The organism is Methanoculleus sp. MH98A, from assembly GCF_000691865.1.
In the GTDB taxonomy this organism is placed as follows: Archaea; Halobacteriota; Methanomicrobia; order Methanomicrobiales; family Methanoculleaceae; genus Methanoculleus.
The window spans coordinates 1-17,175 of the sequence record NZ_JMIO01000028.1 but is presented as its reverse complement, the minus strand read 5'-3'; the positions used below and the strand labels follow the sequence as shown (position 1 = coordinate 17,175).

The window sequence follows — 17,175 nt, the reverse complement described above, 5'->3', positions numbered from 1 at the left end:
TCGGTTTCTCCTGCTGCCCCAAGATGCATCTTGCGGGCTGATATTGAATATGAAGATTGTCAAAACGTATTAATCTGTTCCGGTTGCTGGATAGGGGGAAAAAATATTAATCCGTGCGGCCGTGGCGGAGCGGGGTATCGTGCCCGGGGCCGGTGCAATGGAAACATTCTTTGCCCGGCCGCCGCACGAGGAAAACAGGAGTCAGGTTTTCGCATCTTCCGGATCCTGCAGGCCGGAAAGGCGGGCGACCACGTCACGCCCTTTCTCCCGCGCCTCCGTGAGCGCTGTAGGGTGCCCCGCGATCCCGCCGTAGCGGTCGAGATCGTTTGCGATGACGTTGTCCCAGTACTCGAACCCGGTGGTGTTGAAGAAGGCGGTGATTGCCGGGAACGCCGCGTCGAAGACGTTTTCCCACCCGAGCCCCGCGGTCGAGACGAATATCCCCTTGTGGCGGCGGATATGCTCGGCCGTGTAGTAGAGGTTCTTTTTGATGAACTTGCGCGCCCAGAGGTACTGGGCGCGGTCGATCAGCCCCTTCGCCTCCGCCGTGATCCCCATCGAATAGATGGGGGAAGCAAGGACAATGACGTCGGCATCGCCGATCTTCTCAAAGACCTCCGTGAGTTCGTCTTTGAGGACGCAGACCCCCGTTTTATGGCAGGCGTTGCACCCCTGGCACGAGGCGTACTCGAGCGGCCGCAGAACGATCTTCTCGACATCCGCCCCCGCCTCGCGGGCACCCTCGAGCACGGCGTCGAGCAGCGTCTCGGTGTTCCCGTGCCGCCGTGGGCTGCCGGAGATGCCGAGGACGTTTACGGTCATGCCGCCCCGACCTCCCGCAGGTGCGCAACAACCTCCCGTGCCAGACTCTCCGCGTCGTCCTTCGCCGTGGGGTGACGGGCGATCGCGCCCTTCTCGTCGACCCCGTTCACCATCAGGTACCGGAGATCTCTGCTCGGTATGTCGACGACGTGAAAGAAGCATTTCACCGACGGGATTGCCGCGTCGAAGACGTAATCCCAGTTCTGCCCGGCGGTCGAGAGGAAGATGCCCATCCGTTTTCCTTTCCGCTCCGGCGGGACGACCGGGAGGTGGAGGACGTACTTCCGGGAGCGGAAGACCTGCGCCCGGTCGACCAGCGCCTTCGCCTGCGCGGCAAGCCCCATGCAGTAGATGGGGGACGCGAGGATGATGCAGTCGGCCGCGATGATCCGGTCGTGGACGTAGTCCATGTAGTCGTGCTGGACGCACCGGTTGAGCGTCTCGCAGATGTTGCACCCGCGGCAGGGCCGGATGTCGGCCTCGGCGACGACGATCTTCTCGACCGCGGCCCCTTCGGCCTCCATCGCCGCGAGCACCCAGTCGAGGAGGGTCTCGGAGTTGCCGTGACGGCGGGGCGAAGCCGCAAACGCGAGGACGTCTATGGTCATATATGATGTGTTGTCCCGGCGGAGGCAAAAAACGTGCCGGGATTTGTTTCACTGCACCTTCTCCTGCGACAGCCCGATCGCGAGCGTGTAGCAGAGGCCGATCATCACGAGCATGAACGGGAACGCCGCGGTGATCGCCATCACCTGGAGAGCGTCAAGCCCCCCGGTGAGGAGGAGGACGATCGCGACGGCGGAGAGGGAGAGTCCCCAGACGACCTTCTTGTAGTTCGGGACGACCAGGCCCCCGCCCGATGTGAGCGAGCCGAGGACGACCGTCGCGGAGTCCGCCGAGGTGATGAAGAAGACGATCAGGAGAAGTATCGCGGCGAGCGAGAGGATTCCTGCGAACGGGTAGTGCTCGAGGAACGCGAAGAGGGCGAGCGAGACGTCCTCTCCCGCGACGGCGGCGATGCCCGCTCCCTCTTCGAGTTCGAGGTGCAGCGCCGATCCCCCGAAGATCGTGAACCAGACGAAGGTGAAGAGGGTAGGAACCGTGAGGACGGTCAGGACGAACTCCCGGATCGTCCGGCCCCGTGATATCCGGGCGATGAAGAGCCCCACGAACGGCGACCACGAGATCCACCATGCCCAGTAAAAGACCGTCCAGTCCCTGCTCCACTCGAACCCCGCGAACGGGTAGGACTGGAGGCTCAGGTCGATGATGTTGTTGATGTAGCCGCCGAGGGTGGAGGCGAAGACGTTGAGGACGTAAGGCGGCGATCCGAGGGCGAGGACGAGGAAGAGAAGCACCGTCGCCAGGACGATGTTGAATTTCGAGAGGACCTGGACGCCTTTCTCCACCCCGATGATCGCGGATGCCATGAAGAGCGCCGTCGCGATGAGGATGATCCCGATGGTGACGGAGATCGCGGACGAGAGCCCGTAGAGATGGGTGAGCCCGCTGTGGATCTGGAGGGCGCCGAACCCGAGCGACGTCGCGGTCCCGAAGACCGTCGCAAAGACCGCGAGCACGTCCACCGTCTTCCCGGCGGCGCCGTAGATCCGCTCGCCGAGAACCGGGTAGAAGCAGGAGCTGATCAGGGCGGGCATCCCGCGCCGGAACGAGAAATACGCAATAGAAAGGCTGACGATGGTGTAGATCGCCCACGGGTGAATCCCCCAGTGGAAGAACGCGTAGCGCATGGCGAACGAGGCGGCGTCGGGGGATGCGGCGTCGATGAAGGGGGGCGGCTGGAGGAAGTGGACGAGCGGTTCGGAGACTCCCCAGAAGAGGAGCCCGATCCCCATCCCGGCGGCAAAGAGCATCGCGATCCAGCCGAAGAATCCGTATTGCGGCCGTTCTGCGTCATAGCCGAGTTTGATCGTCCCGTAGCGCGAGAGCGCGAGTCCGAGCGCGAAAGCGAGGAAGAAGAAGACCGATATGAGATAGAGCCAGCTGAAGTTGTCGAGGATTGCGGCGTGGACCGCGGACGAGGCCGAATCAAGGAGGTCGGGCCTCGCGACCCCGAACCCGATGAAGAAGAGGATGATCCCGGCGGAGAGGAGGAAGACCCCCTCCCTCCTGAGGTACTCACGAAGCATTGCGTCTCCCCGGTTGCGGCACGAGGAATATCGAAGCCCTCGACCCGGTCACGATCCGCTCCGCCGTGTACCCCATCGGGGCGGAGAGAAACGCCGCGCTCTTCCTCCCGAGGACGACGACGTCGGCCTCAATCTGGTCGGAGACATACAGCACCTGCGCGGCGGGGTCTCCGATCTGCTGCTCGACGGTGACACGCCCGAAGTACGGGCGGAGTTCTTCCGCCACCGTGCCGAGCTCTCTCTCGACGGCCTCCCGCCGAACCCGCTCCGCCAGCGGATCGGCCATCCTCCCCCTGACGTGGAGGACGTGGCACCAGGCTCCCGCGAACTCCATCACGTAGGGGAGCGTGCGGGCGGACGCCTCGTCGAGGTCGGTCGCGTAGAGGACGTTGAGGTCACTCTGGGCGGGGTCCGCCCCGTCGTCGGGCAGGCGGGGCCGGACTTTGTGGACGAATACGGGAACGTCGGCAAGCCGGAGGAGATCCCGCGAGACGCTCCCGAGAAGCATCGTCTCGATGTGCCACCGCCGCTTCGCCTTCATGTAGATGCCGTCGACACCCTCGAGGAGCGCCGTCTCCGCGATTGCCGAGGCGATGTGGCCTTCCCCGGTCTTTACCTCCACGACGAGCCCCGTCTCTTCGAGCGCCTCCGATAGAAGCGTGAGCCACGAGAGATCGGCTCCCCGGAAGAACGAACCGGGTTCGTTCACGTGGTAGAGGCAGACCGAGTTCGCCCCGAGGGTTTTGAGGATAGTTCCGGCCTTCCTCACCTCTTCGGGCCTCTCTCCGTAGGCGACCGGAATCAGCGTCTTCTCAAACATCCCCTGGACACCTCAAGAACGCCGGGTGCCGCCCGGCAAATCCTGAATACCGGTAATATCGGGGTTTCGGCATCATTAATGCACCGAAGTCGATCCCGGGCCTCTCCGACGGCGGCGGCTCCCGGCTCTCTTGTGTCTCGCCGCACCGGCGGATCTGCTGTGATTGTTGGCCGGTCAGGAAAAAAGGGGGTTTTCAGAGTTCCTTGAAGCAGAGGTACCAGTCTTTGCACTCGTAGCCTTCCTGCATCCGCTTCTCGATCTCTTCGGGGGTCTTTGGCGCCGGGACGATCACCTTTTCGCCCGGCTCCCAGTTCGCCGGTGTCGCGACGCCGTGCTTGTCGGATGTCTGGAGGGCCTTCGTGAGCCGGAGGATCTCGGGCATGGAGCGGCCGTTGGACATCGGGTAGTAGAGCATGGCCCGCATGACACCCTTGTCGTCGATGAAGAAGACCGTCCTGATCGTGGAGGTGGTGCTCTGGCCGGGGTGGAGCATCCCGTAGCGTTTGGCGACCTTCATGTCGAGGTCGGCGATGATGGGGAACGGGATCTCGACGCCCATCTTCTCCTTGATGTTCCTGACCCACGCAAGGTGCGAGTGGACGCTGTCGATGGAGAGGCCCACGAGCTGGACGTCCAGTTCCTTGAGTTCGTCGGCGATCGCGGCGAAGGCCATGAACTCCGTGGTGCAGACCGGCGTGAAGTCGGCCGGGTGGGAGAAGAGGATGACCCACTTCCCCTTGAGATCCGAGAGTTTCAGGCGTCCGTGGGTTGTCAGCACGTCGAATTCCGGCGCTTTCTCGCCGATAACCGGCATCTGAAGCAGTTCTTCGGGTTCCATGATTCACTTCCTCGGGCGGTTGCCAGGTACTCCTCGAGGGCGGTCTTGCCGTGGACGTAGGCCGGCATCCCCGCGAGCAGGAACGCGACCCGGAGCCCTTCCTCGATCTCCTCCTTCGATACGCCGATGCTCCCGGCACCGGCCATCTGCGCCCGGACGGCGTGCCCGTCCCGGAGCGCGGCCGCAATCGCGATCGCGATGACCTTCTTCGTCTGCTTCGAGAGGGCGCCGTCGGCCCAGATCATCTGGTCGAGCCCCATGACGCTGGCGTAGAGGTCGGGGTCGGTCTGTTTCAGTTCCTTGAAGATCACGGGAATTTTCCCGATCTTCTCTTCCAGGCGTTTCTCTTCCATCCCGATCACTCCTCGAGCACCATCGCCTCGCCGCAGCAGACCAGTTCGCCGCCGCCGGCTTCCAGCACCTGGACAACGTTTCCGCAGATCTCGCAGTGGTAGACCTGCCCTTTTGCCGATACGTTCACCATTCTTCTCACCTCAACGGTTCTCCGGTTTCTTTCTCTCGGGAGGATTCAGGACGTCTTCGGGCGTCTTGATGTCCGGCCTGATGTGCGTCATCGGGAGGCAGTTGTACATCTCGCAGGCGCAGGTCGGGCATTTGACGAGATCCTCGTCGCTGCTGTCGATCCGGACTTCCCGCCCGCAGTCGATGCAGATGAACCGGCCCGGGCCCGGCTTCTCACCGGCTTTTGCTGTTTTTCTGGTCTCTGGTTCGGCCATAGATTGTCACCAGAGCGGTAATATCCTTTCAAGGTATTTAGCAGTTATCCTTACCGTGGGAACCGGTCTGGCAGAGGTACCCGGTTATCCGGAGCGCGCGCATCTTATTAATAGGGTCAGGTATTACCCAGCACCATGCAAAAGAAGGTTGTCGCGCTGCTCGGAAGCCCCATTCTCGATGGGAACACCGCCCGTCTCCTCGACGAGGCTATCAGGGGTGCAGAGGAGGCCGGGTGCGAGGTCGAGAAGGTCGAGGTCGCGCACATGGACATTCTGCCCTGTATGGAGTTCTTCCAGTGCATGGAAAGCGATACCTGCCTGATCCAGGACGGGATGGAAGAGTACTACAGGAAGTTCCGGGAGATGGACGGCCTGATCATCGCCACACCGGTGATGACGATGGGCATCCCCGGGAGGCTCAAGTCGTTCATGGACAGGTTCCAGGTCTTCTACATGGCCAAGTACCGCCGGGGCAAGTCGTTCATCTCTCCCGAGCGGAGAAAAAAGCGTAAGATGCTCTTCATATCGATCGCGGGAATGAATATCCCGGACGTCTTTCTCGGCGTGAAGATGACCGCCCGGGCGTTCGGCGAGATCATCGACTGCCCCTACTGGGACGAGGTGCTCCGAAACGACATGGACACGATCCGGGACATCCGGACGCGGCCGGAGGTGATGGAGGCGGCCTACCGGAAGGGCTACGAACTCGGACGGCTCCTGGAACAGCAGGCCGCCGTTGTTTGAGAGTTCCGGTGCATGAGGGGGATTGGGGTCTCACGCCCGATGCGGCGATCCCGCTCGCGCCCTGAGCGCTGCCTCGATATGTCAGTGAGAGTCGTCGGGCTCGATATGGACGACGACCTCGGCGAGCCCCGGTACCGTCTCTTTGAGCCGGCGCTCGACCACCTTGGAGATCTCGTGGGCCCGGGAGACCGGGAGGACGGGGTCGACGGTGATGTGGATGTCGGCAAGGATCTCGTCCGGTTTTCCCCGGCACCGGAAGTCGTGGTACCCGGTCACCCCCGGGACGTCCGTCACCACCGCCCGGATGAGTTCCATGTCGCAGGGGAGGTCCATCGTGTCGGTGAGAACCCGGGCGGCGTCGTAAAGGACCCTGATCCCCATCCTCGCTATGAGGAGACCGATGGCGAACGCGATGACCGGGTCGGCCTCCGGGAACCCGAGCCTGACGGCGAGGAAACCGGCGAGGACAGCCAGGGAGACGAAGACGTCGCTTTTCGTGTGCCGGGAGTCGGCGACCAGGATCTGGCTCCGGTACTCCTCGCCTTTCCGTCGTTCGTAGGTGGAGACGGCGAGGTTGACGACGAGTGTCCCGACCATGACGCCGACGGTGACCGCGGTGATCTCGGGGGCGGCGGCTTCGACGAGTCGCCGGTAGCCTTCGTAGAGGATCCCGGCGGCGGTCAGGAGGAGCATCGCCCCGATGACCAGGGTGCCGAGCGTCTCGATCTTGCCGTGGCCGTAGGGGTGCTCCGGGTCGGGAGGTTTTGCGGCGAAGTAAAGGGCGACGATCCCGACGACGTTCGAGAAGGAGTCGAACCCCGAGTGGACGGCGTCCGCTACCATGCTCACCGACCCGGCGAGGAGACCGAAGACCGCTTTGGCGAGGGCGACGGAGATATTCAGGGCGAGGACGACGATAAAGATCCGTCGCACCTTCTGGCTGGTTACGCCCGGGGACCTCCTGTCATCTCGCGTTCCGTTCGCACCTTCGGCACTCATGCTTCACCTCCTTCGCCCGTCGCATTCGAAGACCTCCGGTCTTCTCGAGCTCCGTTCCTCGAAGACCTTCGGTCTTCTCGAACTCCCGTCCGAAACCCGTTGGGTTTCTCGAGCTCCGGCTCTACGAGCCGTCGCATCCTACGGACCGTCGTTCGTTGGAACATCGCAAGTCGCACCTGCGGTGCTCCTGCTCCGGTTCTACGAACTGTCGCATTCGAAGACCTTCGGTCTTCTCGAGCTCCGGCTCTACGAACCGTCGCATTCGAAGACCTTCGGTCTTCTCGAGCTCCGGCTCTACGAGCCGTCGCAACCATCATCCACCGGGGGTAGGTTCTCAGGCGGGATAGGGTTTCCGAAGATAAAGGTGAAAGATTTTATAAGAGCATCCTGAAAATGATCCATCTATGCCGACAGATGAAAACGCTCAGAATGCGTACGCCGGGGAGTCCCAGGCGAACAGAAAATACTCGGTCTTTGCTGAGAAGGCAGCCGCCGAGGGCTATCCCGCCGTGGCGAAGCTCTTCCGTGCGGCAAGCGAGGCGGAAGCCGTCCACGCAAAACGCCTCCTCTTCATCCTGAACGCCGTCGGAAGCACCGAGGAGAACCTGAAGGGCGCGATGGAGGGCGAGAACTACGAGTCCATGGAGATGTACCCCGCCTTCATCGCCGAAGCGAAGGAGGAGCGCAAAAACGAGGCCTCTATCGTCTTCACCCATGCGATGAAGGCGGAAGAGGTGCACGCGAACCTCTATCTCCAGGCGCTCGAGGCTGTCCGGGAAGGAAAAGACCTCGACGCGGAGAAGGTTTTCCTCTGCCCGGTCTGCGGCAACGTCGAGATCGGCGAGGCGCCGGACAAGTGCCCGATATGCGGTGTTCCGGCACGGATGTTCCGCGAGATCCAATAACCTATCTTCTTTTCGGCCCGGTGCCGCCCGTACCCGCGAACCACCTCGCCCCGGGATGTTGTCCCTCCTTCTCCCCCACAAGTTAAATAGGGGCCCGAGATATCCCATTCCATGGCAGGCGTGAAGGTCTACACGACGGAGAACTGCCCCTACTGCCGGATGGTCCAGGCGTTCCTCAGGAAGCAGGGTGTCGAATACGAGATCGTAGACGTCGGGAAAGACCGCGAGGCGGCGCGGGAGATGATCCGGATCTCGGGGCAGCGGGGGGTGCCGGTCACGGTATCCGGCGACAAGATGGTCGTCGGGTTCGACGCGAAGCGACTCCGTGAGATCTTCGGGACGCCGGAAGCGGGAGGGGCCTACGATGTGGTCATCGTGGGCGCCGGCCCGGCAGGGCTGACGGCCGGGGTTTATTGTGCCCGGAAACTGATGAAGACCGCTATAATAACCGAGAATGTCGGCGGCCAGGCGGCCTGGAGCTGGACGATCGAGAACTACATGGGGTTCACGATGATCAGGGGGGAGGACCTTATCCATAAGTTCGAGGAGCAGATCCGGGGGTTCCACGTCCACCTCGAGCTCGATAGCGTCGCGGGCATCCACAGAGAGGATGACGCCTTCGTTGTCCGGACCTCCTCGGAGCACACGTTCCGTTGCCGGGCGGTCATCCTTGCTCCCGGGAAAGAGCCCCGGACCCTGGGGCTCCCGGGCGAGGACCGGCTGATGGGGAGGGGCGTCTCGATCTGCGCGACCTGCGACGCCCCGCTCTTCCGTGACAGGCCCGTAGCCGTTGTCGGCGGCGGGAACGCGGCCATCCAGACCGCGATCGAGATGACGAAGATCGCGAGTTCCGTGGCGATGATCGTCCGCAGCGATTTCCGGTGCGACGAGGTCTACATCGCCCGGGCAAAGGACCTCGGCGTGCGGATCTACCTCCGCCACGTGGTGACGGCCCTCCACGGCGAAGATTCCCTGACCGGGATCACGATCCGGGACCGGAACACGGGGGAGGAGACGGCCCTCGATGTCTCCGGTCTCTTCCTCGCGATCGGGCTCGTGCCGAATACGGGGTTCCTCGGAGACCTGGTGGCGCTGAACGAGCAGGGCGAGGTCCTCATCGACGAGAACTGCCACACGAGCGTTCCCGGAATCTTTGCGGCCGGGGATGCGACCTGTGTTCGGGCCAAGCAGATCATCGTCGCCGCCGGCGAGGGGGCGAAGGCGGCGATCGAGGCGCACGACTTCCTCCTGAGCGAGGAGGCGAAAGAGCGGGTTGTCGCCGCGTGAGACCGGCCTATAGCCGGATCCCCTCGGCCAGCGCCCGGAGGATGAACGGGTTGGCGTCCCGGGTCAGGCCGGCGAACTCCTCGTCGGTGTAACAGAGCGGTTCGACCGGGAGATCCGTGAGATCGAGGATGGCTGCAGCCCGCTTATGGTGCCGTTCGGGGAAGTCTCCGACGACGATCAGGTCGACGTCGCTCCCCTCGTGGAAGTCCCCGCGGGCAAACGAGCCGTAGAGGATGACGGCACTCACGCGCCGGCGCGACCGGATCTCGCGGGCGAGGTCCCGGACCTGCTCCATCACCCGGCGAGCGCTCGTCTCGCGGCACTGCAGATCGAATCCGCATGCTCGATGCATTCTTCGGCATCCTCCCGGTCGTAGTATTCAGACGGTGTCAGGTTCCCCACGATGCTGTCCGGATATCGGGTCGTGATGTAAGCGGCATCAAGTGCCTTGGCCTTGCTCTTCAGCGTCAGGAACGAGGCCTCGTACTCGCCGATCTCCCTGATCAGTTCGTAGACCGAATGCGTCAGGATCTTCCGGAACCCCCTGGCATACAGCAGGGCTTTCAGGGATTTCTCTGCGCTCTGCTGTGCCTGGAAGCAGGCCCACTCGAAATCTCCCGACCGGCAGCTGTTCTTTGCACTGACGAGGTCCCGCTCTCCCTGCCGCAGCCACCGCTCCGCTTCCCGTATGTTCGCATCCATGGTATCTGCCCGATGGTTACCAACAGTTGGCGCTCCCGGGATATAAGTGCGCCGCGGATCTGTCTTGATGAACGGACGGCGGAGGTGAGGTTGTCGATCCGTATCCGCCCGGCCCCTCGTGGCCGGCGGGCCGCTAAAATTTTCCTGAAGTACGGCGCACCCCCCGAAACCACCGATCTTTCAGAATATTCTGAATATTCGGAACATTGATATGCTCCAGCCGACAACCCCTGATCCATATGGAAGGTACCCCGAGAGACGGGCGGAACCCCTCCTGTTCCGGTGCCTGCACGATCGAGGCGGTCGTGAGCGTCGACGCACGGGGGCAGGTGGTGCTGCCGAAAGATATACGCGAACGTGCGGGGATCGCTCCCGGCGACCGGCTTGCGGTCGTCTTCTGGGAGAAGGAAGGAGACGTCTGTTGCATCACGCTGATCAAGGCGAGCTGTTTCAACGGCATGGTGACGGCGCTGCTCTCCCCCATGACGGAGGAACTCGCGGGCAGAGGAGAACAGAAGTAACCAGGAGTTATCGCGATGAAGAGAGAAGATATTCACAAGCGGGTACGGAATGCATACGGGCAGGTGGCCACCCGGCAGGGCGGATGCGGGTGCGGCAACCCGGTGGCTCTCGCCTCCCTCCGGGAAGGCGAAGTCGTCCTCGATCAGGGGTCGGGGGCGGGGTTCGACTCCTTTCTTGCGGCGGAGCGGGTCGGCCCGACGGGCCGCGTCATCGGCATCGACATGACGGCTGAGATGCTTGATAAGGCGCGGGAGAACGCAAAGAAGAGCGGACGGGCGAACGTGGAGTTCCGCCTCGGCGAGATCGAGCACCTGCCGGTGGCGGACAGTTCGGTCGACGTGATCCTCTCAAACTGCGTCATCAACCTCTCTACCGATAAACCGCAGGTCTTCCGCGAGGCGTTCCGGGTCCTCCGCCCCGGCGGGAGGCTCATGGTCTCCGACATCGTGCTGATGGCACCCCTCCCGGCCCCGCTCGCGGAGTCGGCGCTCCTCTACAGCAGCTGCGTCGCGGGAGCGCTGATAAAAGAGGAATACCTCGGCAGCATCGCCGGTGCCGGCTTTACGGAGATCGCGGTCCAGGGGGAGACGGTCTTCCCGCTCGATCTCATCGTGAGCGAGCCGGAGCTTGCCGGGCTCCTCGCCAAGGACGAGAGGGCGTCGATTGAAAAGAGCATCGTCAGCGTCAGGGTCGGCGCCAGGAAACCGGCGGGCTGCGGTTGCGGCGGGGCGTGCTAGTAGAGCTTTGCACCTAAAATTTCACGTGCAAGGTTGCCTCACGCGAAGCCGCGAAGAACGACGTTCCGTAGGAACGGGGTTTGAGAAGCCGTCAGGCTTCGAAGAACGAGGCCCTTTGGGTCGGAGTTCGAGCACCGTTAGGTGTGACAACGACAGGATCTACGACCTGCTCCGGGAGTATGTCGGCGACATTGAGTAGTTCCTCGCCGAGTATATCCGTGCCCTGCAGGGAGTAAAGGCACTGGCACTCTACTGTTCCCGGGCCACTCATCATTCCGTGCATCCCGGGCTCATTCACTCGAGCCTGACCCGTGAATATGATCAGTCCCATGCTGTCAAAGGTCAGGTTCGGCCGTAGCGTTTATGCGCCTGCTCGATGGTCATCAGGTGGGTGATCTCGACCCAGTTCCTGTCGGTATCGGTATGGATGATATAGAGCGCGGTAAATGTCCGTCCTATATGGAGGCGAAATACTTCCATGCCATCTGTATTCAGGCGTTCTTTATCTCCCCCGGTGCCGGGATACGGATCCGTCTGCAGAATGGCAAGCTTTGCCGTGACGATGCGCTGCGACTTCTCCGGCAGAGTATTCAGGAAATCCGCTGCCGACCGCCTGAACAGAACGGCAAACGTCACAATGGGATCTCCACGAGTTCTTCCGTCTCCTGGATCCGCTTGATATCCTCTATAAGCCGCCGCTTCTTTTCGTGCTCGATCATCTCCTCTATCAGTTCGGAGAAGGTCATCCCCGGCTTGCGCATACTGGAGAGGGCAGCCCAGACCTCTTCCCTGACAACAATGCGCTTTGTGGCATTCATGGCATTCGTGATATATGTACTACTGACAGAAAAACATTGCCGGTGTATCGGGTATTCTCCGGCAGGTTCGTCTCCCGGGCGCTATCCAGAACGCCTCTCCCGTTTGGTGTGCGCGAGGTTCGGTGGAGCAGAGCATCTCGCCTCAACAGATCGCAAGCAAGTCCGGTGAGGTATTCACGAAGATGAAAGTCCCTTTCCGGGATCCCGGGAATGGCGCCCTCTGCACACCAGACTCCTCAGATCCCCAGGTCGTCGAGGTCCATGACGTAGAACCCCCCGGCCCTGAGCACTTCCTTGCCCTCGATGGTGCGGGCGGCGATGCCGTTTGTCACCGGGCGGGCGAGGCCCTTTACGAGCGGTAACTTCTCCTCAAGGGCAGCAAGGATGCCGCGTGCCTCCGGGAGGGAGAGGTCGCGGTTCTTGATCTCGACGGCGAGGCTTCCTTCCGGGCCGAGGGCGAGGAGGTCGATCTCATCTCCCCGTCGGTTCCACCAGGGGCCGATCTCTTCGTACCTCTCCGCGAGGTCCCGGGCGAGGAGGCTTCGCAGCATCTCCTCGAAGGCCCGGCCCGAGAACCCTTTCCATTCCCGGAGGATCCGGTCTTTCAGGAGGTCGAAGCGGCCGCTCTCGTAGAGGCTCATGTTCCGGTAGATGTAGCGGGCGTAAAACCGGAAGAAGTTGTCAGCAAAGACGTATCTGCCCATCTTCGAGCGCTTTCCCTTTTCGGTGACCGGAACCCGATACTCGATGACCCCGAGGAGGTCGACAAGGTCACGCAGGTACGGGGGGAGCGAGGTCGAAGGAAGGCGGACAACGTCGGCGATCTCCTTCTGGGATCTCTTCCCCCCGGCGATGGCAGCGAGGATCTCGTAGTAGGTCGCATGCTCCCGCCCGAACTCTTCGACCACGACATCGCTCATCTCCCGGCGGAGTGGAGCGAGTTCATCGAGGACAAGCCGGTCGAGAGCGCTTTCAAGGTCGGTACACCCGTACTTTTCAAGGAACGTGTAGTAGTATATCGTCCCGCCGAAGAGGAGGTAAAGGTCGAGCCGCTCTGCCGGGTCCCGCACCCCCAGGTCTTCGAGGATGGCGAGGCATTCCCGGGGGCCGAACGGGCGAAGCGTCAGGATGTTGTCGGCACGCCGGAAGAGCGGGGCGTTTCCTTCAAGGAAGATCTCCCGGATCATTCCGACCGACGAGCCGGAGACGATGACGAAGAGGTGCGAGTCCCGCCCTGTGAGGTCCCAGAACCGCTGCATCTGGGAGATGAACGAGGGGTGGACCTTCAGGAACCGCTGGAATTCGTCGAAAACGACGACCAGGGGCCGATCGTAGGAGAAGAGGAATTCAAGGAACGTCTCCGGGGTGTCGGTCCTGATGTAGCCCGGGAGGTTGAGCGCCTCTGCCGTCAGCCTTCCGAACTCCTCCATGAGGGCTTCGATGCTCTTGTTTGCGTCCACGTAGAAATAGAGGGCCGGTTTTCCTTTGCAGAACTCCTTGATGAGCTCGGTCTTGCCGACCCTTCGCCTGCCGGTGACGACGAGAAAGGAGGGGGTTCGGGCGTAGAGGTGCTCCATCAACTGGAGTTCCCGCTCCCTGCCGTAGAACCTCATAATGATTATAGATATAATAATTATAGATATAATCATTATGGTGCCGCCGGGAGAGACACCCTTATCTCCCGGGAGCGACGATCCCCTGCCATGGTAGGGCCGACGGCGGTCACGAGTCATCACTCCGGGGTGACGGGCCGGTGATCGAGGAGCACCTCCGGGGACGGGTGAACGGTGCGCTCACGCGAGTCGCGGCCCTCATCGCCCGGACGGGGGCGACCCCGAACACCCTCACGGCGCTCGGGTTTCTCGGGATGGCGGCCGCGGGGGTCCTCTGCGCCGCCGGATCGTTCTTCTTTGCCGGGCTCGTCGTCGCCGCATCCTGCGTCTTCGACGCCCTCGACGGGGCACTCGCCCGCGCGACCGGGGCCGCTTCACTCTATGGCGCGTTCTTCGACTCGTTCCTGGACCGCTACGCCGAGGCTGCGGTCTACGGGGGGCTCGTCGTCTATTACGCGGGGGCGGGGACGCCCTGGGGCGTCGAGGCCGCGTTCTTCGCCGCTATCGGCTCGCTGATGGTCAGCTACGCCCGGGCCCGGGCCGAGGGGCTCGGGGTCGAGTGCCGGGCCGGGCTTTTCGCCCGGCCGGAGCGGATCGCGGTCGTCATCGTCGGGCTGGTGACGGGTCTCGTCCTCCCGGCGCTCGTCCTCCTCGCTGTCGCGACGAACGCCACCGCGGTGCATAGGCTCCTCTCCGTCCGGGGGGCTACGCGCCCCCTCTCACGGCCTCCTCGGTCACCGTGATCTCTTCGTTCCCGATCCGGTAGCCTCCGACCGTCTTCACGTCGTAGGGGTTGCCGGTTGTGGAGTAGGGGACGACGAACGTCCCGTTCTCGCTTGTCTGCCGGTAGACGAACTCCCGGCCGGTGTTGGTGGCGACCGTGACCTCGATGACGCCCTCGCCCGGGATCACGGCGCCCTCGACGCGCTCGAAGATCTTGACGCTCGTCGCGGGGTCCGGCGAGGACTCGTAGACGAGCCGGTAGTGCGTGAGCGCCGGGACGGTCCCGGCCGGGCTCGCGGTATCAATCCCGAAGACCGCGGCCTTCCCCGTTCCCGTGTAGGCGTCGGCCGCCGCCTGCGCCTCGGCCGGGCTCATCTCTTTGCTCCCGGTGAGGAGCGGATACCCGGTCTCCGGGACGGATCTGGTGTCATACTCGACGTAGAGGACTTCTTCGGGCTCTACGCGCGTCCCGTCAAAGGCCTGGAGCCGTACCACCATTGTCTCGTAGTAGGCCGCCTTGTAGAACGATTCGATGCTGTAGGTGTCCCCTCTTCCCGGGACCGCCACTAAAAGCCCCATTGCGTACGGATCGACCGGTGCGGTCGTTTCGTGCCAATAGGCGATGGACGGGAAGCCGTCGGCGGCCATCCTGCCGTCGGTGACGATGTAGCGGGAGCCGGCCGCGTCGGCCTTCTCTTCGTTCGTCGCGAGGAAGAACCCGCTGGCGCTGCGGACGTTGTCCTGGAAGGGGTTGGTGACCGGGACCCGCTGGGCGATGAAGGTGATCCAGTGGCCGTAGTCCCACCAGGACATGACGCTGTAGGAGTTCTCGGGATAGGCGAAGCCATCCTTCTCGTAGATGGCGTAGTAATCGACGCCGGGGCCGGGGGTGTTTTCGCCCATCCACTCGAGGGCGCTACGCCAGTCCTCGGCGAGCATGGTGCGGGGGACGCCGTTCTGCGCGTAGCCGATGTTTTCCGAGGCCGATGCGCCGACAAGAGCCACGGTGAGGAGGACGGCGATCCCGACGGCGGCGACCTCGGCGGCGGGAAGCGTTTTCTTCTTCTTTTTGCTCTCTGGCTCACGGAAGAACGCAATGGTCTTCTCGAGCCCGTAGTCGAGCGCCCACGCGACGACGACCGCCGCAAGGAGGGCGAGGTTCACGGCGAGATAGTACTCGAACCGCAGGTGCTGGATGGTCGCGATGAGGATGACGACCGACCAGACGATTGTAAAGAGGAGTTCGGGGCGGTTCTCGCGCCGGAGCCTGAGGGCGAGGAGGACGAGCCCGGCGGGGATGAGGAGGAGGCCGACGTTGAAGCTCTGCCACGCGAGGGAGAGATCCCAGGCCCCCATCTCCCGGATGGCGGTGGCCGACATGTTCTGGCCGAAGAACGCCGTAAGACCGCTCATCATCACCTTCCCGATATCGGTGAGCGTGAGGAAGGCGATGCCGGCAACTCCGAGCGCGGCAAGGGCGGCGAGGTACTCGTTTTGCTTTCCTTTGAGCGCCAGCGAGATGCCGGCGAGGAGGGCGGTCGCGGCGATCAGGAGGAGGTAGGCGTAGACGTGGGCGACGGAGTAGAGTGAGAGCGACATGGAGTCGACCATGAACCCGGATATGGGCAGGAAGGCCGCCGGTACGGCGAACGTGACGGCGTTGACGAGGAGGAGTCCTTCCGGCCCGGTGCCGTCGAGGTGGTTCCTTACGGCCTGGATGACCGTGAAGACCCCGGCGATGAGCGCGAAGAGGATGATCGTCGGCATGACGAGGAGGCCGAGGAGGTAGGCGAACCCGGCGCCGAGGGCGAGGAGCGCGACGGGGAGGAGGGTCTTTGTGTCCCGTAGCGTTACCGGGTGCCGGGCGGCGTACGCGAGCGCGGCGATGTAGGCGAGGCAGAAGAGGGTGGAGAAGAGCGTCTCCGCAACGTGGTGGTCGACGAACCCGAAGATCGAACGGGCGAAGAACGAGGCCGAGACGACCGCGATGAGCCCGGCGGCGACGAGCCCGGTCGTCCTGTCGGCGAGGGTCTTTCCGGTGAGGTAGACGACCGGGACGACGGCGGCCGCGAGGAGCGGGGGGACCCATGCGGCGACGTACACGATCTCGGGCCGGGCGGCCGCCCCGGCGATGATGCAGAGGGTGGCGGTGACGAACGGGAAGAGCGGTCCCCACGCGACTTCTTTACCCCCCGGGTAGGCAGTCATGGGGTCGAACCAGGCGTAGCCGGGGTAGTTCGCCGCGATCACCTCGACCTGGCGGAGATTGTACCAGGCGTCGGCGCCGATGAGGCTGGTGAACGAGCCGTCGACGAGGGTTGCGTGGGGGATTGCGCGGAGGAGCACCGCCACGATCATGAAGATGAGCAGGGCGGCGGCGGTGAGGGCTGTTTTATGATCTTTGAGTGCAGCGGGAGCCATAGGTCGTAGGTTGATCTTTGGGGCGGCCGGTAATTAAGGGGTACGGCTGGAGGTGGGATTCGCGCTCCTTGAACTCCCGGCTATTGTTCTCGGCGATGTAGTCTATCCCTGTGTCGGGACGGCACAATCCCGATCATTCCCGGTCTTCAGCGAGCAGGGCGTGGTATCCGGCTTGGACAAAATGCCGGTCACCTGTCAGGGCATCGGAGAGGCCCCGTTCCTTCATGACCGCAAAGGAGATGCAGTCGGTAAGACTCCACGCCTTATCCAATCGTGTCTCGTAGATATTCCACCCTTTCGACCAGAGGTCGGGATCGACAAAGACAATCTCCACCCG

23 protein-coding genes are annotated in these 17,175 nt (G+C 63.1%); 7 read left to right on the top strand and 16 right to left on the bottom strand.

What is annotated here, in order from left to right; genetic code table 11:
* Positions 1-201 precede the first annotated feature (201 nt).
* The 8 genes from EI28_RS05040 to EI28_RS05005 all read right to left on the bottom strand — a co-directional run bounded on the left by EI28_RS05040 (position 202) and on the right by EI28_RS05005 (position 5,367).
* The gene (locus tag EI28_RS05040) at positions 202-822 is read right to left on the bottom strand and encodes a flavodoxin family protein (RefSeq protein ID WP_048113201.1); all 621 of its coding nucleotides are present in this window, start codon (positions 820-822) and stop codon (positions 202-204) included.
* A complete protein-coding gene (locus EI28_RS05035; RefSeq protein ID WP_048113199.1) occupies positions 819-1,430 on the bottom strand; it encodes a flavodoxin family protein in 612 nt (203 codons plus the stop codon). The genes EI28_RS05040 and EI28_RS05035 overlap by 4 nt, the downstream gene beginning before the upstream one ends.
* 48 nt (positions 1,431-1,478) lie before the next feature.
* A complete protein-coding gene (locus EI28_RS05030) occupies positions 1,479-2,972 on the bottom strand; it encodes a BCCT family transporter (protein ID WP_048113197.1) in 1,494 nt (497 codons plus the stop codon).
* Positions 2,962-3,792 carry a universal stress protein gene (locus tag EI28_RS05025; protein ID WP_048113195.1) on the bottom strand — a complete coding sequence of 277 codons (831 nt, stop codon included), beginning with the start codon at positions 3,790-3,792 and terminating at the stop codon, positions 2,962-2,964. The genes EI28_RS05030 and EI28_RS05025 overlap by 11 nt, the downstream gene beginning before the upstream one ends.
* A gap of 193 nt (positions 3,793-3,985) precedes the next feature.
* Positions 3,986-4,630: a peroxiredoxin gene (locus EI28_RS05020; protein WP_048113193.1), complete on the bottom strand. Its 645-nt coding sequence runs from the start codon at positions 4,628-4,630 to the stop codon at positions 3,986-3,988.
* Positions 4,564-4,983, bottom strand: a complete 420-nt coding sequence (locus tag EI28_RS05015) for a carboxymuconolactone decarboxylase family protein (RefSeq protein WP_082223088.1) — start codon at positions 4,981-4,983, stop codon at positions 4,564-4,566. The genes EI28_RS05020 and EI28_RS05015 overlap by 67 nt, the downstream gene beginning before the upstream one ends.
* 5 nt (positions 4,984-4,988) lie before the next feature.
* Positions 4,989-5,114: a desulfoferrodoxin FeS4 iron-binding domain-containing protein gene (locus tag EI28_RS05010; RefSeq protein WP_011843020.1), complete on the bottom strand. Its 126-nt coding sequence runs from the start codon at positions 5,112-5,114 to the stop codon at positions 4,989-4,991.
* Positions 5,115-5,124: 10 nt separating this feature from the next.
* Entirely contained in the window at positions 5,125-5,367 is a 243-nt protein-coding gene (locus EI28_RS05005; protein ID WP_048113191.1) for a hypothetical protein, read from the bottom strand.
* Positions 5,368-5,502: 135 nt separating this feature from the next.
* Between EI28_RS05005 and EI28_RS05000 the strand changes: the two genes are divergently transcribed.
* Positions 5,503-6,111, top strand: coding sequence for a flavodoxin family protein (locus tag EI28_RS05000; RefSeq protein WP_048113190.1), 609 nt, complete (start codon positions 5,503-5,505; stop codon positions 6,109-6,111).
* An 81-nt stretch (positions 6,112-6,192) separates the two neighbouring features.
* Here EI28_RS05000 and EI28_RS04995 read toward each other — a convergent pair whose 3' ends face one another.
* Positions 6,193-7,110, bottom strand: coding sequence for a cation diffusion facilitator family transporter (locus EI28_RS04995; RefSeq protein ID WP_048113188.1), 918 nt, complete (start codon positions 7,108-7,110; stop codon positions 6,193-6,195).
* A gap of 181 nt (positions 7,111-7,291) precedes the next feature.
* Between EI28_RS04995 and EI28_RS04990 the strand changes: the two genes are divergently transcribed.
* From EI28_RS04990 to EI28_RS04980, 3 genes are all read left to right on the top strand, one after another.
* Positions 7,292-7,501, top strand: coding sequence for a hypothetical protein (locus EI28_RS04990; RefSeq protein WP_048113186.1), 210 nt, complete (start codon positions 7,292-7,294; stop codon positions 7,499-7,501).
* A 13-nt stretch (positions 7,502-7,514) separates the two neighbouring features.
* On the top strand, positions 7,515-8,015 hold the full coding sequence (locus EI28_RS04985; protein WP_048113184.1) for a rubrerythrin family protein: 501 nt from the start codon (positions 7,515-7,517) through the stop codon (positions 8,013-8,015).
* A 111-nt stretch (positions 8,016-8,126) separates the two neighbouring features.
* Positions 8,127-9,302, top strand: coding sequence for an FAD-dependent oxidoreductase (locus EI28_RS04980; protein ID WP_048113183.1), 1,176 nt, complete (start codon positions 8,127-8,129; stop codon positions 9,300-9,302).
* Between the two features lie 7 nt (positions 9,303-9,309).
* Here the strand turns inward: EI28_RS04980 and EI28_RS04975 are convergent, their stop codons facing one another.
* Together EI28_RS04975 and EI28_RS04970 are read right to left on the bottom strand one after the other, a co-directional pair.
* Positions 9,310-9,597, bottom strand: a complete 288-nt coding sequence (locus tag EI28_RS04975; protein WP_048113181.1) for a nucleotidyltransferase domain-containing protein — start codon at positions 9,595-9,597, stop codon at positions 9,310-9,312.
* On the bottom strand, positions 9,597-10,004 hold the full coding sequence (locus EI28_RS04970; protein WP_048113179.1) for a HEPN domain-containing protein: 408 nt from the start codon (positions 10,002-10,004) through the stop codon (positions 9,597-9,599). The genes EI28_RS04975 and EI28_RS04970 overlap by 1 nt, the downstream gene beginning before the upstream one ends.
* Before the next feature lie 239 nt (positions 10,005-10,243).
* On the opposite strand from EI28_RS04970, the gene hgcC reads away from it, so the two are divergent.
* Together hgcC and arsM are read left to right on the top strand one after the other, a co-directional pair.
* Positions 10,244-10,525, top strand: a complete 282-nt coding sequence (hgcC, locus tag EI28_RS04965) for an HgcAB-associated protein HgcC (RefSeq protein WP_048113177.1) — start codon at positions 10,244-10,246, stop codon at positions 10,523-10,525.
* Positions 10,526-10,540: 15 nt separating this feature from the next.
* On the top strand, positions 10,541-11,263 hold the full coding sequence (gene arsM, locus EI28_RS04960) for an arsenite methyltransferase (RefSeq protein WP_048113175.1): 723 nt from the start codon (positions 10,541-10,543) through the stop codon (positions 11,261-11,263).
* A gap of 342 nt (positions 11,264-11,605) precedes the next feature.
* Here the strand turns inward: arsM and EI28_RS04950 are convergent, their stop codons facing one another.
* From EI28_RS04950 to EI28_RS04940, 3 genes are all read right to left on the bottom strand, one after another.
* A complete protein-coding gene (locus EI28_RS04950; protein ID WP_048113171.1) occupies positions 11,606-11,899 on the bottom strand; it encodes a hypothetical protein in 294 nt (97 codons plus the stop codon).
* On the bottom strand, positions 11,896-12,081 hold the full coding sequence (locus EI28_RS04945) for an antitoxin VapB family protein (protein WP_048113169.1): 186 nt from the start codon (positions 12,079-12,081) through the stop codon (positions 11,896-11,898). The genes EI28_RS04950 and EI28_RS04945 overlap by 4 nt, the downstream gene beginning before the upstream one ends.
* 236 nt (positions 12,082-12,317) lie before the next feature.
* Positions 12,318-13,694 carry an ATP-binding protein gene (locus tag EI28_RS04940; protein WP_197018463.1) on the bottom strand — a complete coding sequence of 459 codons (1,377 nt, stop codon included), beginning with the start codon at positions 13,692-13,694 and terminating at the stop codon, positions 12,318-12,320.
* Positions 13,695-13,834: 140 nt separating this feature from the next.
* Here EI28_RS04940 and EI28_RS04935 point away from each other — a divergent pair, with 140 nt between their 5' ends.
* Entirely contained in the window at positions 13,835-14,437 is a 603-nt protein-coding gene (locus tag EI28_RS04935) for a CDP-alcohol phosphatidyltransferase family protein (protein ID WP_048113165.1), read from the top strand.
* On the opposite strand, the gene EI28_RS04930 is transcribed toward EI28_RS04935, so the two are convergent.
* Together EI28_RS04930 and EI28_RS14375 are read right to left on the bottom strand one after the other, a co-directional pair.
* Positions 14,400-16,838, bottom strand: a complete 2,439-nt coding sequence (locus tag EI28_RS04930; protein ID WP_048113163.1) for an oligosaccharyl transferase, archaeosortase A system-associated — start codon at positions 16,836-16,838, stop codon at positions 14,400-14,402. The two genes, EI28_RS04935 and EI28_RS04930, sit on opposite strands and share 38 nt — an antisense overlap.
* A gap of 133 nt (positions 16,839-16,971) precedes the next feature.
* Positions 16,972-17,175 (bottom strand): type II toxin-antitoxin system VapC family toxin (locus EI28_RS14375; RefSeq protein WP_048113161.1); only part of this gene is annotated, 204 nt, incomplete at its 5' end.